The 11,655-nt window shown below is 58.2% G+C and carries 20 protein-coding genes; 10 read left to right on the top strand and 10 right to left on the bottom strand.

Features of this window, described 5'->3' with window-relative positions; translation table 11 throughout:
- Window positions 1–21 precede the first annotated feature (21 nt).
- From rpmB to ACMVPR_RS12075, 3 genes are all read left to right on the top strand, one after another.
- A complete protein-coding gene (gene rpmB, locus ACMVPR_RS12085; RefSeq protein WP_247081535.1) occupies window positions 22–312 on the top strand; it encodes a 50S ribosomal protein L28 in 291 nt (96 codons plus the stop codon).
- Between the two features lie 102 nt (window positions 313–414).
- A complete protein-coding gene (locus tag ACMVPR_RS12080; protein WP_300584951.1) occupies window positions 415–765 on the top strand; it encodes a hypothetical protein in 351 nt (116 codons plus the stop codon).
- Window positions 766–806: 41 nt separating this feature from the next.
- Window positions 807–1,292, top strand: a complete 486-nt coding sequence (locus tag ACMVPR_RS12075; protein ID WP_416883087.1) for a copper chaperone PCu(A)C — start codon at window positions 807–809, stop codon at window positions 1,290–1,292.
- A gap of 5 nt (window positions 1,293–1,297) precedes the next feature.
- On the opposite strand, the gene ACMVPR_RS12070 is transcribed toward ACMVPR_RS12075, so the two are convergent.
- Window positions 1,298–1,993, bottom strand: coding sequence for an NAD-dependent deacylase (locus ACMVPR_RS12070; protein WP_416883086.1), 696 nt, complete (start codon window positions 1,991–1,993; stop codon window positions 1,298–1,300).
- Between the two features lie 44 nt (window positions 1,994–2,037).
- Between ACMVPR_RS12070 and ACMVPR_RS12065 the strand changes: the two genes are divergently transcribed.
- Window positions 2,038–2,502, top strand: coding sequence for a low molecular weight protein-tyrosine-phosphatase (locus ACMVPR_RS12065; protein WP_416883085.1), 465 nt, complete (start codon window positions 2,038–2,040; stop codon window positions 2,500–2,502).
- Here ACMVPR_RS12065 and ACMVPR_RS12060 read toward each other — a convergent pair.
- The 4 genes from ACMVPR_RS12060 to ACMVPR_RS12045 all read right to left on the bottom strand — a co-directional run bounded on the left by ACMVPR_RS12060 (window position 2,490) and on the right by ACMVPR_RS12045 (window position 3,910).
- On the bottom strand, window positions 2,490–2,672 hold the full coding sequence (locus tag ACMVPR_RS12060) for a CTP synthetase (protein WP_416883084.1): 183 nt from the start codon (window positions 2,670–2,672) through the stop codon (window positions 2,490–2,492). The two genes, ACMVPR_RS12065 and ACMVPR_RS12060, sit on opposite strands and share 13 nt — an antisense overlap.
- A gap of 91 nt (window positions 2,673–2,763) precedes the next feature.
- Entirely contained in the window at window positions 2,764–2,964 is a 201-nt protein-coding gene (locus tag ACMVPR_RS12055) for a hypothetical protein (RefSeq protein ID WP_416883083.1), read from the bottom strand.
- 75 nt (window positions 2,965–3,039) lie between these two features.
- Complete coding sequence (locus tag ACMVPR_RS12050; protein WP_416883082.1) at window positions 3,040–3,345, bottom strand: DUF6455 family protein; 306 nt, start codon at window positions 3,343–3,345, stop codon at window positions 3,040–3,042.
- A gap of 253 nt (window positions 3,346–3,598) precedes the next feature.
- Window positions 3,599–3,910 (bottom strand): TraR/DksA family transcriptional regulator, encoded by a 312-nt coding sequence (locus ACMVPR_RS12045; RefSeq protein ID WP_416883081.1) that lies wholly within the window; start codon window positions 3,908–3,910, stop codon window positions 3,599–3,601.
- Window positions 3,911–4,085: 175 nt separating this feature from the next.
- Between ACMVPR_RS12045 and ACMVPR_RS12040 the strand changes: the two genes are divergently transcribed.
- Both ACMVPR_RS12040 and ACMVPR_RS12035 read left to right on the top strand, forming a co-directional pair.
- Complete coding sequence (locus tag ACMVPR_RS12040; protein ID WP_300584957.1) at window positions 4,086–4,547, top strand: hypothetical protein; 462 nt, start codon at window positions 4,086–4,088, stop codon at window positions 4,545–4,547.
- Window positions 4,544–5,080, top strand: coding sequence for a hypothetical protein (locus ACMVPR_RS12035; RefSeq protein ID WP_416883080.1), 537 nt, complete (start codon window positions 4,544–4,546; stop codon window positions 5,078–5,080). Before ACMVPR_RS12040 ends, ACMVPR_RS12035 begins: the two co-directional genes overlap by 4 nt.
- A gap of 12 nt (window positions 5,081–5,092) precedes the next feature.
- Here ACMVPR_RS12035 and ACMVPR_RS12030 read toward each other — a convergent pair whose 3' ends face one another.
- The 3 genes from ACMVPR_RS12030 to ACMVPR_RS12020 all read right to left on the bottom strand — a co-directional run bounded on the left by ACMVPR_RS12030 (window position 5,093) and on the right by ACMVPR_RS12020 (window position 6,791).
- Window positions 5,093–5,719 (bottom strand): hypothetical protein, encoded by a 627-nt coding sequence (locus ACMVPR_RS12030; protein ID WP_416883079.1) that lies wholly within the window; start codon window positions 5,717–5,719, stop codon window positions 5,093–5,095.
- 154 nt (window positions 5,720–5,873) lie between these two features.
- Window positions 5,874–6,308, bottom strand: coding sequence for a hypothetical protein (locus ACMVPR_RS12025; protein WP_416883078.1), 435 nt, complete (start codon window positions 6,306–6,308; stop codon window positions 5,874–5,876).
- 246 nt (window positions 6,309–6,554) lie between these two features.
- The gene (locus tag ACMVPR_RS12020; protein WP_416883077.1) at window positions 6,555–6,791 is read right to left on the bottom strand and encodes a DUF2442 domain-containing protein; all 237 of its coding nucleotides are present in this window, start codon (window positions 6,789–6,791) and stop codon (window positions 6,555–6,557) included.
- A 364-nt stretch (window positions 6,792–7,155) separates the two neighbouring features.
- Between ACMVPR_RS12020 and ACMVPR_RS12015 the strand changes: the two genes are divergently transcribed.
- Window positions 7,156–7,341: a hypothetical protein gene (locus ACMVPR_RS12015; RefSeq protein WP_416883076.1), complete on the top strand. Its 186-nt coding sequence runs from the start codon at window positions 7,156–7,158 to the stop codon at window positions 7,339–7,341.
- The gene (locus ACMVPR_RS12010) at window positions 7,334–8,005 is read left to right on the top strand and encodes a Fic family protein (RefSeq protein ID WP_416883075.1); all 672 of its coding nucleotides are present in this window, start codon (window positions 7,334–7,336) and stop codon (window positions 8,003–8,005) included. The genes ACMVPR_RS12015 and ACMVPR_RS12010 overlap by 8 nt, the downstream gene beginning before the upstream one ends.
- Before the next feature lie 93 nt (window positions 8,006–8,098).
- On the opposite strand, the gene lepA is transcribed toward ACMVPR_RS12010, so the two are convergent.
- Window positions 8,099–9,901, bottom strand: a complete 1,803-nt coding sequence (gene lepA / locus ACMVPR_RS12005) for a translation elongation factor 4 (protein ID WP_416883074.1) — start codon at window positions 9,899–9,901, stop codon at window positions 8,099–8,101.
- A 177-nt stretch (window positions 9,902–10,078) separates the two neighbouring features.
- Here lepA and ACMVPR_RS12000 point away from each other — a divergent pair, with 177 nt between their 5' ends.
- The gene (locus ACMVPR_RS12000) at window positions 10,079–10,426 is read left to right on the top strand and encodes a hypothetical protein (protein ID WP_416883073.1); all 348 of its coding nucleotides are present in this window, start codon (window positions 10,079–10,081) and stop codon (window positions 10,424–10,426) included.
- Here the strand turns inward: ACMVPR_RS12000 and ACMVPR_RS11995 are convergent.
- Window positions 10,420–11,184 (bottom strand): alpha/beta fold hydrolase, encoded by a 765-nt coding sequence (locus ACMVPR_RS11995; RefSeq protein ID WP_416883072.1) that lies wholly within the window; start codon window positions 11,182–11,184, stop codon window positions 10,420–10,422. The two genes, ACMVPR_RS12000 and ACMVPR_RS11995, sit on opposite strands and share 7 nt — an antisense overlap.
- Before the next feature lie 63 nt (window positions 11,185–11,247).
- Between ACMVPR_RS11995 and ACMVPR_RS11990 the strand changes: the two genes are divergently transcribed.
- The gene (locus ACMVPR_RS11990) at window positions 11,248–11,622 is read left to right on the top strand and encodes a hypothetical protein (protein ID WP_300584966.1); all 375 of its coding nucleotides are present in this window, start codon (window positions 11,248–11,250) and stop codon (window positions 11,620–11,622) included.
- The last annotated feature ends 33 nt before the right edge of the window (window positions 11,623–11,655 follow it).

Below are 11,655 nucleotides of genomic sequence, written 5' to 3'. Positions count from 1 at the left end.
TGATAGAACGAGGATGAACCCATGTCGCGTGTTTGCGAACTGACCGGTAAAGGCCCGATGACTGGCAACAATGTCAGCCATGCCAACAACAAGACACGTCGGCGTTTCCTGCCGAACCTGAATGACGTGACCCTGCAGTCTGAGACTCTGGGCCGTGGCATCAAGATGCGCATCTCTGCGCACGCGCTGCGCAGCGTCGATCACCGTGGTGGTCTCGACAAGTTCCTTGCGAAAGCCAAGGACACCGAACTGTCGGCCAATGCGCTGAAGGTCAAGAAAGAGATCGCAAAGGCACAAGCCGCTCAGGCCTGATCCTTTTCGCTTTAAAAGTCAGACAGCCTCGCACGGGTTCCCGCGCGGGGCTGTTTCCTTTTGTCGCCTTGTGAGGTCGGACAGGGTCGTTACCTAGGCGTTATGGCTTTGTGGCTTCGGCATATCACCGTTCTTGGACTGGCGCTGCTGATCGGGTTCACCAGCGTGCAGTTTGCGGCTGCCCGTGGGCAACCGCCTGCCGTCGGCACGATGGAGATCTGTACCGGCACCGGCCCGATCCACATCCTCGTGGACGAAAACGGAGAGCCAACGGGCGGGGTGATGATCTGCCCCGACTACGCTCTGGCCTTCTTTGCCGATGTTTGGGCAGAGGGTGCGCAGGCGCTCTGGGTTGCGCAGTGGCAGGGTGTGTCGCTGCCACAGACCACGCATCGCAGAGTCTCTGCCGAGGTCCAGTCAGCGCAGGCACGAGGGCCACCGTCTTTGGTTTGAACGTCCCAATATCCTGACTTCAAACAAAAGAGATCACGTCTATGTTCAAAACAACCCTTATCGCAGGGGCCGTTGCCCTTGCCTCTGTCCTGCCTGCCTTTGCAGAAATCACCATCGAAGACGCCTATGCGCGCTCTGCCTCACCCATGGCGAAATCCGGGGCGGCATTCATGATGATCAAGAACTCCGGCGAGGCAGATCGCCTGATCGCTGCCTCCTCCGACGCCGCGGCCCGCACCGAATTGCACACCCACCTTGAAGGCGAAAACGGCGTCATGCGCATGGTGCATGTCGAGGAAGGCTTCGAGTTGCCGGCAGACGGCATGATCGCCATGCAGCGCGGAGGCAAGCACGTCATGCTCATGGGGTTGAACGCCCCTATGGAGCAGGGCGCCACGGTCACCGTCACCCTGACCTTTGAAAAAGCAGGCGACGTTGTGGTCGAGGTTCCGGTCGATCTGGAACGGCAGGACCATGGCGGCATGAACCACGGTCACGGCGGCATGAACCACGGCTCCGGCAGCTGATCTGTTCAGGCCAGCAGGCGGTCCACCCATGCGGGGACCGTCTTGCTGGCCGGTCCCACGATATGCTCTTCAAAGGCGTACGACATGTCGCTGTCCCGCAGGTTCAACTCGACCGTGGCCGCCCCTGCCATGCGCGCCTCTTCGACGAAACCGGCTGCCGGATAGACCTGGCCTGAGGTGCCAATGGCGGCAAACAGATCGCAGGTCTGAAGGGCTTCGATGATCTGTTCCATGTGATAGGGGATTTCGCCAAACCAGACGATGTCCGGACGCGCCGTTGGTTTGTCGCAGACAGGGCAGGGCTCTCCGACGGACATCTCGGCTGGCGCATCCCAGCGATGCTCACAGGCGGCGCAGAGGGCTCGGGACAATTCGCCATGCATGTGGATCGCGCGCGCGCCGGCCTTTTCGTGAAGGCCGTCTACGTTCTGGGTGACCAGCAGGACGTCGCCGGGAAAATCGGCTTGCAGCCGCGCCAGCGCGTGATGCGCCGGGTTCGGCTGAGCCGCTGCCGCCTGAACCCGACGCGCGTTATAGAAGCGGTGTACGAGGTCGGGATTGCGCACAAAAGCCTCTGGTGTGGCAACATCCTCAATCCGGTGCTGCGCCCACAGACCTCCCTCGTCGCGGAACGTGCCCAGCCCGCTTTCCGCAGATATCCCGGCCCCGGTCAGAATGACGATCCTGTCGATCCGTCGCATCGCTTCCCCTTTTCGAGCAGTCCGCAACCGACTAAGTCACGGGCATGACCCACCGTATCCTCTTTGTCTGTCTGGGCAATATCTGCCGTTCGCCCACCGCCGAAGCGGTGACTCGCGCCAAGGCTGCGGCCCGGGGACTGGAGCTCACACTGGACAGCGCGGGCACAGGGACCTGGCATTTGGGCAAACCGCCCTATGGTCCGATGCAGACCGCCGCCCACGCCAAGGGCTATGACCTGTCGACGCTCAGGGCGCGGCAGGTGTCCCCCGCAGATTTTGGCGCATTTGACCTGATCATTGCGATGGATGCCGAAAACATGGCCGATCTTACGGCCTTTGGCCCTGCGGACCGCGTGTCTCTGTTCACCGATTTTGCACCAGACACGACCGCCACCCATGTGCCTGACCCTTACTTCACACGGGATTTCGATGGGGCCTTGGCCTTGATCGAACGCTATGCCGACGGGTTGCTCGACGCAGTGGCGGCGCGGTCACATCAGGAGTTGTAAAGCTCTCGCGCGACCAGATAGCTGATCGGCAAAGCCGCCGCCGCGCCAATGACAGCTGCGATCAGGATCGGCACAAGGGTGTCGTATCCGATGGTAAGAACCGCAATCACGGCGGTTCCGGCTAACGTGGTTGCAATGAGCGAATAGAGAATACTGGCAAGGCGGAACATAAGACCCTCCATAATATGCGTCTTGCCAACACATGCCACTTTTAGAATTCTTTGTCCTTGATCGCGATCAAGTCATAGTTATCGTTCCGGGCTATTTGGTTGAAAGGTCGCGGGCTAAAAGCCATGCGAGCGGCAGCGACAGGAGCGCACCAGCGAATACCGCCAAGGTCAGATAAAAAGTAGAGCCAAGTCCGATCGCGACAAACAGAATGATTAAGTTTCCGGACAGGGCGATGGTAATCAACGGATACAAGATACTGGCAAGTCTCAACATACAGGCCTCCAGTTCCATAGGAATCACCGCTAATCTCAGCATATGAGATTTGTTTTGCCTAGTAGGAACATTCACCCTAAGAAAATAATTTCATCATAGTGGTCGGTTGTGAAAACTCATTTTCTCAGCGAGCAGTGCAGCGCAGGCTGCACGCAGTTTCAGGAATGTCCCGCGTTTGTGGCACCAAGGGGGAGGGCCGTCATCAGATCCGCCTTGCCATTCAAGACAGGTCTTTGGGCAATGGCAGGCGCCGCAAGCGCCGAATGTTGCCTTCAGTTCCGAAATTACCAGTGGCGCGTCCTCGTCGCTCAGGTTCAAACCGAGATGCGCCAACATCCCTTCATGGGCGCTCATGCGGGCATCAAAATCCCGCCGCATAGAGTCTAGAAATTCTGACACATCCCCCTCCTAAAGTGTAAAAATTTTCTGACACTTTTGTGTACGGCTGTATGCAGGAACCGGATCACGTTCATCGAGAAAAAAGTGTTAACGTGCTGGTAAGAAACAAAAAGAAATCCGGCCCCCCCGTTCTTATGAATTGACATGGAAGTTTGACGCGACCTGAGATGCTGCGGCGGGTCGGCCGCGATGCGGCGAACCGAGTGTTTTGCTTCGCGCCGCCCCAATGCTGAAGCGGTCTGTGTGCCGTGCCCTATGCACATTCTCGGCAAAGCGCGGCTGTCGGTACCACCGTCAACCGTTCGTCGGAAATCGGGTCGCCGCATTTTGCGCAAATCCCATAGGTGCCGTCTTCGATCCGGGCAAGCGCCGCATCAATTCGGCGAAGCTCCTCCAAATCCGCATTGCCAAGCGCTTCTAGAACCTCGTCGCCCTGCCGTTCCGAGGCGCGGTCTTCCCAATCACTGGGCATCGGGTCGTCGAGCTTGTCTTCGATCTCAAGCAGCGCACCGGACAGTTCGGCGCGACGTTCAAGAAGCAGGGTTTTCTGTGCAGTCAGGTCCATATCGGGTCTCCCTTGATACCCTGAGTCTGACAGACGGCGCATGACGGTGCGTTGATATCGGTCAAACGCAATCTGGGTTCGTCATCGTCTTGCTGACAAATCTGTTGCCCAACTCTCTGCCATGAGCGTAAGCTTTTCCGTATTGAGAAGAGTATTTTTATGACGGAGTTTTCCAATGAGCTACACGATCAATGTCGTGCGCAAGAACGGCACAGGCACCCTTACTTTCAAAAGCGGATCGGTGAATATCTCCGAAACCTGCTGGTGGGACGAGAAAGTCGTGATCGACGCCGGGTCATACACCGGCTACGCGACACGCATGGCGAACAAGACTGACGGAACCGATGGCGGCAAACGTGAGGCGATCTGGCTTGGCCTCAAGGTGCCCTATAATGGCGATGGCAGTACGGCCAACGGGTTCTTCATTCACAAGGGAACCAACGCGTCTTGGTCAGACGGCTGTATCGTCTTGCCGGGGGCCAAGGTCTACCAGATGTGGTCCGAGATCACGCCCAAGGAAACCGGCAACATCACCGTCACGATCAAGGACGAGACGGTCGAGCGTGGACGCCCGCTGGATTGGGATTGCACGCGCCACATGCACTCGTTCTGGGGTGGGATGCCCGCGTTCGAATGACGTCAAAGCGCATCATCCCAGGGGTGCTTGCCCTTGGTCTTTTGATGTCGCCCACGTCGGCACAAGAGGCGCCGCTGCAGCCCGATCCAGCAGATGCGGTCGAGATGATCGAACTCATGCTGGGGCGGGTTCCGTCCCGGCATGACACACCATTGGCCGCCATGCACGGGCTGGCCGATCTTTACGGACGCAGTTTGGATCAGGCGAAAACAGGTGTTCCGGGGGCCTTGGGACTGTGGATTCTTCTGGGAGACGTGACGTGGCGCACCGCAGATGCGGGACTGATGCAATCCTATGCCGCTGATATGCTGCCGCTCTATCGTCTGCAGCCAGAGGCGTTTCTGGCGGCCTTGTCTGACGCACCTTGGCTTGCCGCGTCAGCCTGTCATCATCTGTCGGCGTATTTCGGGTCCGAGGACCGCGCAGAAGAAGGCCGCGCCCCGTTTCTGGAGAATGAGTCCGCGCGGATCAGCAATGTCCTGCCAAAGCCGGTCGCCGAAGCATGCCTCGAAACACTCGCTTCGGCGCAATAACCGGCGGCACTGTCACTTCTGAACCCCGACCACCTGCAGCGCCACGTTGCCGATCACCGTGTTTCGCCCGGCGTCGCGGTGCATCAGTACGCCGTCAGTGATGTAGAGGTTCTTCACATCAAAGATGAACGGTCCAACCCCTGTCGCAGCGATGCGCACCTTGTCGTCCCCGGCAATGGCGTTGCGACCCTTGAGTGTCACGTAGTCGGTGCCCTCCGGGATCAGCCGAAACATCGTGGGGTCCGAATTGGCTGACAGGTTCGACACGATATACAGGATCTCGTCGTAATCGGTGATCCGTTCCTGACGGAAGTAGCAGACGCCTTCGTAGCTGCCCAAGGCGACGGCGGTCAGCCCGGCGACTGCGATGGTGACAGGCGCAGTGGCAAGCGCGCTCGCGGTGGTCAACGCGCCACCCGCTCCGGCGGCCACACTGCTGCCAGCGGCGGCGGCGCTGCTGACACCTGTGCTGATCATGCTGATGCCAGAGACTGGGTTTTCGAGCGTGTAAACGCCGACCGCCCTGACGCCTTCGGTGGCAACAGACGCGACTGCACCGGCCGTGGCTTTGGCAGCCTGACCGGCCTTGCTTGCAAGGAGGCTTGGGCGGAAATCGCAGAGGTCGGCTTGGACAGACATTGGGGCCGCCAGAAAGGCAGCAACGAGAATCGGGCGCATTTTTTAACCTGCTCGGAGTTTTTCCGGCAGTCTACACGCTCTTGCAGGCGCTGTGCAGAGGGGCTTTGGCGACGATGCGGGGATCGGCGAAACGATGCCCGCACCGAGCCGGGCGTTAAGGCTTCACGTAGGCGTAGCCCTGTTCCTGCAATTCGATCAGGCGCACCACGCCCGACGGGGTGACCGTGGCTTCGGACATCAGCACGATGTCATGCCCGGCCTTCTTCTGCATGGCGGCCAAGGTGTTGCCACAGGCCGAAAAGCTCAGGTTCTCAAGCTCAAGCGACATGGCGGAGATGCGATCCTCGACCGGGCTCTTGCCGGGGATGAACATGTTGAGACCGGGCCCATAGGCCACCATCTCGATCACCACCTCATCGCCTTTCGACGCATAGTAATTCGCGACGTTCTGCGCGTTGTTAAGCGCGATATTCATGACCTGAGGATCGTTTTCGTTGACATGGATCGCCACGTGATGCGTCAGCCCTTCGGCAAGCGCTCCCGAGGCCAGCGCCAGCGACAGCGCGGCGGCGGTGATCAGATGTTTCATAGTGGTTCCTCCCTTATGTCGGAGGAGCGTAGCACGGGTGCAAAGTTTTGCATGTGTTTTTTGCGCGGTAGGGTGCGTGCTCGCACGCACCTTTCGCGCCAAGGCACGTAGGCAACCGGCAGGGGATGGCCGCGGCCTGCCGCTGCCCGAGGGCGCTTCGCGCCATTCCTCGGGCGGGGCGTAGGGTGCGTGTTTACACGCACCAATGTATCGGTTGCGGTGGAATGGTGCGTGAGATCACGCACCCTACGCGGCGTTCTCGTTCGCGCCGCGGCCTTCAAGAAGGCCCGGAACGGAGATGTCTTCGTCTATTGCGGACCAGTGCAATCCGAAGGCGGAGAACTGCACATCAGCGCGCTCTTCTTCCGTTGCTGCCATCAGCCGGGGAAACCATGACATCGGCACGCCAATTACGCGCCCGTCTTCAAGTGTGACCCACATCTTATCCGCATCAAAGCGGACATCAGTTGCCGAAATGATCATGCCACGCCTCCTCGATCCGATTTTTCACGTTTCACTCGCTTGTTGAAAACGTCAGACCTTGTCATATTAGTAGTTTCGATACAGCCGCAATGCTGGCTAGGTTAGACTTTCACTTCACCATGCTACCGGCTTGGTTTTGTGAGGAAATTCAATTGCAAAGCTCTTCTGCGCTGTCTTGGGGAGAGCGAAGACGTGCCGCTTCAAGGCAGGAGTATGAATACGGTTGGATCTGTCTGCTAGAAGCGTTAGGCGTTTGTTCGATCGTTGGGAAATTGGCACTGTTTCGTAACTTTTTCTGGTCAGTGTTTTTTACGGTTTGGTACGAGTTCTGTCGTGTTAGAGTGCAGAAACGGGAGATAAAAGAATGACACATGAGCAGCAGCAGGAACTGGCGTACCTCATTGAAGAAGCGCGCAAGGTGAGTATGACTGACGTTGAGATTTCAGAGCAGCGTATGAGCTTTGCTTATGGCAACTCAGCTTTTGAGAACCCAATGATCACAAAAGAAATGGTTGAAAACGAAGCAAGGAAACTTGCAACTAATGAATGATGAGCTGAGAGTTCGACACAGCGAAGCTAAATCTGCTTCTTTGATCAGTGATCCTGTCGCGAAAGCGGAGAAAGAAGCAGCAAACGCCTTGCGGCAGGCTGATCGTGTCAAGGACCTGATTATTCAGAGCATAGATCGAGGAGGTCTTTTCAAACTAAGGCCTTCAACCCTCCTCGATTTAAACAGATGCGCGATCGAGGGGTTGGATGCTTACGCAGGCAGCTGGCGTCCTGGGGGAGTGAAAATCAACAAAAGCAAACACGTTCCACCGGATGGCCATCTTGTAGCCGAGTTGGTTGAAGATCTTTGTGATTACGTGAACGGTCAATGGAACCGATGTTCAGCAATCCACTTAGCCTCAATTGTGATGTGGCGCTTGAATTGGATACATCCGTTTACGGAAGGCAATGGCCGAACGTCCAGAGCAGCATCATATTTGGTGCTGTGTGCAAAAGAACAGATTCTTCTACCAGGTGGCTACTCCATACCTGAACAAATTGTTGAGAACCGAACCCCTTACTATGAGGCGCTGGAAGATGGGGACAAAAATTATGAGAATAATGGGCGCACACTAAACGCGGAGGTTGTCCCCGCCATGGAAAGACTACTCGCTGGTATGTTGGCGAGACAGCTTACCGCTCGCCACAAGAATGCGACTGAGTAGATAAAGGCTTCACGCGTATTGACGCCCTAAATGGGACGATGGACGTCTCTAAAGGTATTTGAGCGAGAATAGCAGATTTGTAAGCTTGTCTTCTCACCCATCCATCTTCAACGCCGAGATGAACGCTTCCTGCGGGATCTCGACCTTGCCGAACTGGCGCATCTTCTTCTTGCCCGCCTTCTGCTTTTCCAGAAGCTTCTTCTTCCGGGTCGCGTCGCCGCCATAACACTTGGCGGTCACGTCCTTGCGCAGGGCAGACAGGGTTTCGCGGGCGATCACCTTGCCGCCGATGGCGGCCTGGATCGGGATCTTGAACATGTGGCGCGGGATCAGGTCCTTGAGCTTTTCGCACATGGCGCGGCCCCGCGTTTCAGCGCGGTCGCGGTGCACCATCATCGACAAGGCATCCACAGGTTCGTCATTCACGAGGATCTGCATCTTCACGAGGTTGTCCTCGCGGTAGCCGATCAACTGGTAGTCAAAGCTGGCATAGCCCTTGGTCACTGATTTCAGGCGGTCGTAGAAGTCGAATACCACCTCGTTCAGCGGCAGGTCATAGACCACCATCGCACGGCTGCCGACATAGGTGAGGTCAAGCTGCAGGCCGCGACGGTCCTGGCAGAGCTTGAGAACATCGCCCAGATACTCATCCGGCACAAGGATCGACGCCTTGATGCGCGGCTCTTCGATATGGTCGATTGTGGACGGGTCGGGCATGTCGGCGGGGTTGTGCAACTCCTGCATCCCGCCGTCCTTGGTGTAGACGTGATAGATCACCGACGGGGCCGTGGTGATCAGGTCGATGTCGTACTCACGCTCCAGACGGTCGCGCACCACTTCGAGGTGCAGCAGACCAAGGAACCCACAGCGGAAGCCAAAGCCAAGTGCGGCCGAGGTTTCCATTTCGAAGGTGAAGGACGCGTCGTTCAGCGCCAGCTTCTCCATCGCGTCGCGCATGTCTTCGAAATCGTTGGCGTCCACCGGGAACAGGCCACAGAAGACCACCGGGATCGACGGTTTGAAGCCCGGCAGGGGGGTCTCGCACCCCTTTTTCTCGGTGGTGATCGTGTCGCCCACACGGGTGTCGCTGACCTGTTTGATCTGTGCGGTGATGTAGCCGATCTCGCCGGGGCCAAGCTCTTTGACCTCCTGCATCGCGGGGCGGTAGACGCCGATCCGGTCGATATCATAAGTGCCGCCGGTTTTCATCATCCGGATGCTCTGGCCCTTTTTCAGGACCCCGTCGATGACCCGCACGATGACCACAACGCCGAGATAGGGGTCGTATTTGCTGTCCACCAGCATCGCCTTGAGCGGCTTGGTCGCATCGCCTTCGTGGGGCGGGGGCAGGCGTTTGACGATGGCTTCCAGAACAGCAGGAATGCCCACGCCGGTCTTGGCGGAAATCTCCAACGCCTCGGAGGCGTCGATGCCGATCACATCCTCGATCTGTTCCTTCACGCGCGCGGGTTCCGACGCGGGCAGGTCGATCTTGTTCAGCACCGGCACGATCTCATGATCGGCGTCAATCGCGGTGTAAACATTGGCCAGCGTCTGCGCTTCCACGCCCTGCGTGGCGTCGACCACCAGCAGCGATCCTTCGACCGCGCGCATGGAGCGGCTGACCTCGTAGGCAAAGTCCACGTGGCCGGGCGTGTCGATCAGGTTGAGGATATAGACCTCGCCATCCTCGGCCTTGTATTCGATCCGAACCGTGTTGGCCTTGATCGTGATGCCGCGTTCCCGCTCGATATCCATCGAGTCAAGAAGCTGTTCCTTCATGTCCCGTTCCGACACCGTATTGGTGGATTGGATCAGCCGGTCGGCCAGGGTGGATTTCCCGTGGTCGATATGGGCAACAATTGAGAAATTGCGGATGTGCGAAAGCTCTGTCATGCGCGGGATATGATGCGGTTTTGGGGTCTGGTCAAGGTGGCGTGACAGTGGCGCATCGCTTGACAAAAGGTGATTTGAAAACAGGTCACATTTCAGGCATGTTTCCCGCAGGCAGACGGTCAGCATACTGGGCAGAAGACCCAAGGCATGGCCGTAGACATAAAGAGAACAGGCGCAATGAGAGTCTTGGCAGCGATAATGGTTACGGCGTTGGTCGCCGGATGCGGTGGTAACCGGTATGACCGCAACGACAGCGGCATGGTCACACGGTTCTCGAGCGGTCCGATCAGCCGTGCCTGCCTCTCCTCTGATCGCCGGGCGCGCAACCCGCAACTTTGCGGCTGCATCCAGACCGTCGCCAACCAATCGCTGTCCGGGGCCGACCAGCGCAAGGCGTCGCGGTTCTTTGCAGATCCGCAGAGGGCGCATGACACCTGGATGTCGCAATCGCCATCGGATGACGCGTTCTGGGAACGGTACAAAGCCTTCGCCGCCCGCTCCGAACAATCCTGCCGCGGTTACTGATCCCGGTCGAGAAATGCTCTGACCGACGCTTCGAATTCGCGCGGTTTCTCGGCGTGCAGCCAATGCCCTGCACCGGGGATCTTGGCAAAGCGTGCTATCGGAAACAGGCGCTTGATCGTGGGCCGTGCCTCGGCTGTCACGTAGTTCGAGAGCGCGCCGGACATGAACAGCGTCGGTTTGTCGAACGCGCCGTCTATTTCGGGAAAGCCAAGGATCTTCGGCATTTCCGCCGCCAGAGCATCAAGGTTCAGTTTCCAGCGTTTGGCCTTCACGTCGAGCGATTGGGTAAAGAACGCCTGAAGCGTCGGGTCGTCGACATGGGCGGCCAGTTGCTCGGACGCGTCCGACCTCTTTTCGACCTTCGACAAGTCCACGGCCCGCATTGCTTCGATGAACTGGATTTGGGAGTGGGAGTAGCCCACCGGCGCGATATCGGCCACGATCAGCTGCTCCACCAGCTCGGGCCGTGTCAGCGCCAGAACCATCGCCGCCTTGCCGCCCATCGAGTGCCCGACCACATCCACAGGGCCACCCAGACTGGCGATCACCTCTGCCAGATCGGCGGCCATATCGGGATAGGAGTGACTGTCAGACCAAAAGCTGTCGCCATGATTGCGCTGGTCCACGGCGATGACCGGACCCCGGTCAGACAGGCGTTTGGCGATCACACCCCAGTTGCGTCCCGACCCATAAAGCCCGTGAACGATGACAATCGGGCGTGCGTGGCCGGTCGATTCTGTAAACAGTGTGTTCAGCATTTGGGCCGCATATAGCGCCATATTCGTATTGAGAAAAAGGGGCTGGAGGCGTATGTTTTTTTGATGGAACACGCAGAGATGATCAAATCCAACGCCGACGCATTGCGCTCTCTTTTGGCGAAGCGTCTTGGCTTGAAACGGGGCTCGCTGGCCAAACGCGCGGCAAAGGCTGGTCGGATGCTGCCCTCCGGGGTGTGCCACGACATCAAGATCGTGGCCGAGGCGGAACAGATGGCGCGCAATCCGAAACTCGCGATCCGCCTTGACCCCAATGCGACCAAAAGCGCCTATGACCGCGCTGCCACACATCTCAAGGCGATTGATGTTGCGGACCGTCGCAAAGGCATCGCACTGTCCGTGATGGGCAGCATGGCATTCAACTTTCTCGCCGCCATCACGCTTTTCATCGTCGTCCTGCGCTGGCGCGGCCTGATCTGACACGGTTGACCGACTGATCCGTCACCCTAGGTG

The sequence above is a fragment of the Marivita sp. genome (assembly GCF_048006345.1).
Taxonomy (GTDB): domain Bacteria; phylum Pseudomonadota; class Alphaproteobacteria; order Rhodobacterales; family Rhodobacteraceae; genus Marivita.
Note: the sequence above shows the minus strand (reverse complement) of the source record. Positions and strands in the feature narration are given on the sequence as shown.

Excerpts from the sequence above, each read along its gene's own strand:
- rpmB (WP_247081535.1), top strand. The coding sequence starts at position 22 with ATGTCGCGTGTTTGCGAACTGACCGGTAAAGGCCCGATGACTGGCAAC.
- ACMVPR_RS12080 (WP_300584951.1), top strand. The coding sequence starts at position 415 with ATGGCTTTGTGGCTTCGGCATATCACCGTTCTTGGACTGGCGCTGCTG.
- ACMVPR_RS12075 (WP_416883087.1), top strand. The coding sequence starts at position 807 with ATGTTCAAAACAACCCTTATCGCAGGGGCCGTTGCCCTTGCCTCTGTC.
- ACMVPR_RS12070 (WP_416883086.1), bottom strand. The coding sequence starts at position 1,993 with ATGCGACGGATCGACAGGATCGTCATTCTGACCGGGGCCGGGATATCT.
- ACMVPR_RS12065 (WP_416883085.1), top strand. The coding sequence starts at position 2,038 with ATGACCCACCGTATCCTCTTTGTCTGTCTGGGCAATATCTGCCGTTCG.
- ACMVPR_RS12060 (WP_416883084.1), bottom strand. The coding sequence starts at position 2,672 with ATGTTCCGCCTTGCCAGTATTCTCTATTCGCTCATTGCAACCACGTTA.
- ACMVPR_RS12055 (WP_416883083.1), bottom strand. The coding sequence starts at position 2,964 with ATGGAACTGGAGGCCTGTATGTTGAGACTTGCCAGTATCTTGTATCCG.
- ACMVPR_RS12045 (WP_416883081.1), bottom strand. The coding sequence starts at position 3,910 with ATGGACCTGACTGCACAGAAAACCCTGCTTCTTGAACGTCGCGCCGAA.
- ACMVPR_RS12040 (WP_300584957.1), top strand. The coding sequence starts at position 4,086 with ATGAGCTACACGATCAATGTCGTGCGCAAGAACGGCACAGGCACCCTT.
- ACMVPR_RS12035 (WP_416883080.1), top strand. The coding sequence starts at position 4,544 with ATGACGTCAAAGCGCATCATCCCAGGGGTGCTTGCCCTTGGTCTTTTG.
- ACMVPR_RS12030 (WP_416883079.1), bottom strand. The coding sequence starts at position 5,719 with ATGTCTGTCCAAGCCGACCTCTGCGATTTCCGCCCAAGCCTCCTTGCA.
- ACMVPR_RS12025 (WP_416883078.1), bottom strand. The coding sequence starts at position 6,308 with ATGAAACATCTGATCACCGCCGCCGCGCTGTCGCTGGCGCTGGCCTCG.
- ACMVPR_RS12020 (WP_416883077.1), bottom strand. The coding sequence starts at position 6,791 with ATGATCATTTCGGCAACTGATGTCCGCTTTGATGCGGATAAGATGTGG.
- ACMVPR_RS12015 (WP_416883076.1), top strand. The coding sequence starts at position 7,156 with ATGACACATGAGCAGCAGCAGGAACTGGCGTACCTCATTGAAGAAGCG.
- ACMVPR_RS12010 (WP_416883075.1), top strand. The coding sequence starts at position 7,334 with ATGAATGATGAGCTGAGAGTTCGACACAGCGAAGCTAAATCTGCTTCT.
- lepA (WP_416883074.1), bottom strand. The coding sequence starts at position 9,901 with ATGACAGAGCTTTCGCACATCCGCAATTTCTCAATTGTTGCCCATATC.
- ACMVPR_RS12000 (WP_416883073.1), top strand. The coding sequence starts at position 10,079 with ATGAGAGTCTTGGCAGCGATAATGGTTACGGCGTTGGTCGCCGGATGC.
- ACMVPR_RS11995 (WP_416883072.1), bottom strand. The coding sequence starts at position 11,184 with ATGCTGAACACACTGTTTACAGAATCGACCGGCCACGCACGCCCGATT.
- ACMVPR_RS11990 (WP_300584966.1), top strand. The coding sequence starts at position 11,248 with ATGGAACACGCAGAGATGATCAAATCCAACGCCGACGCATTGCGCTCT.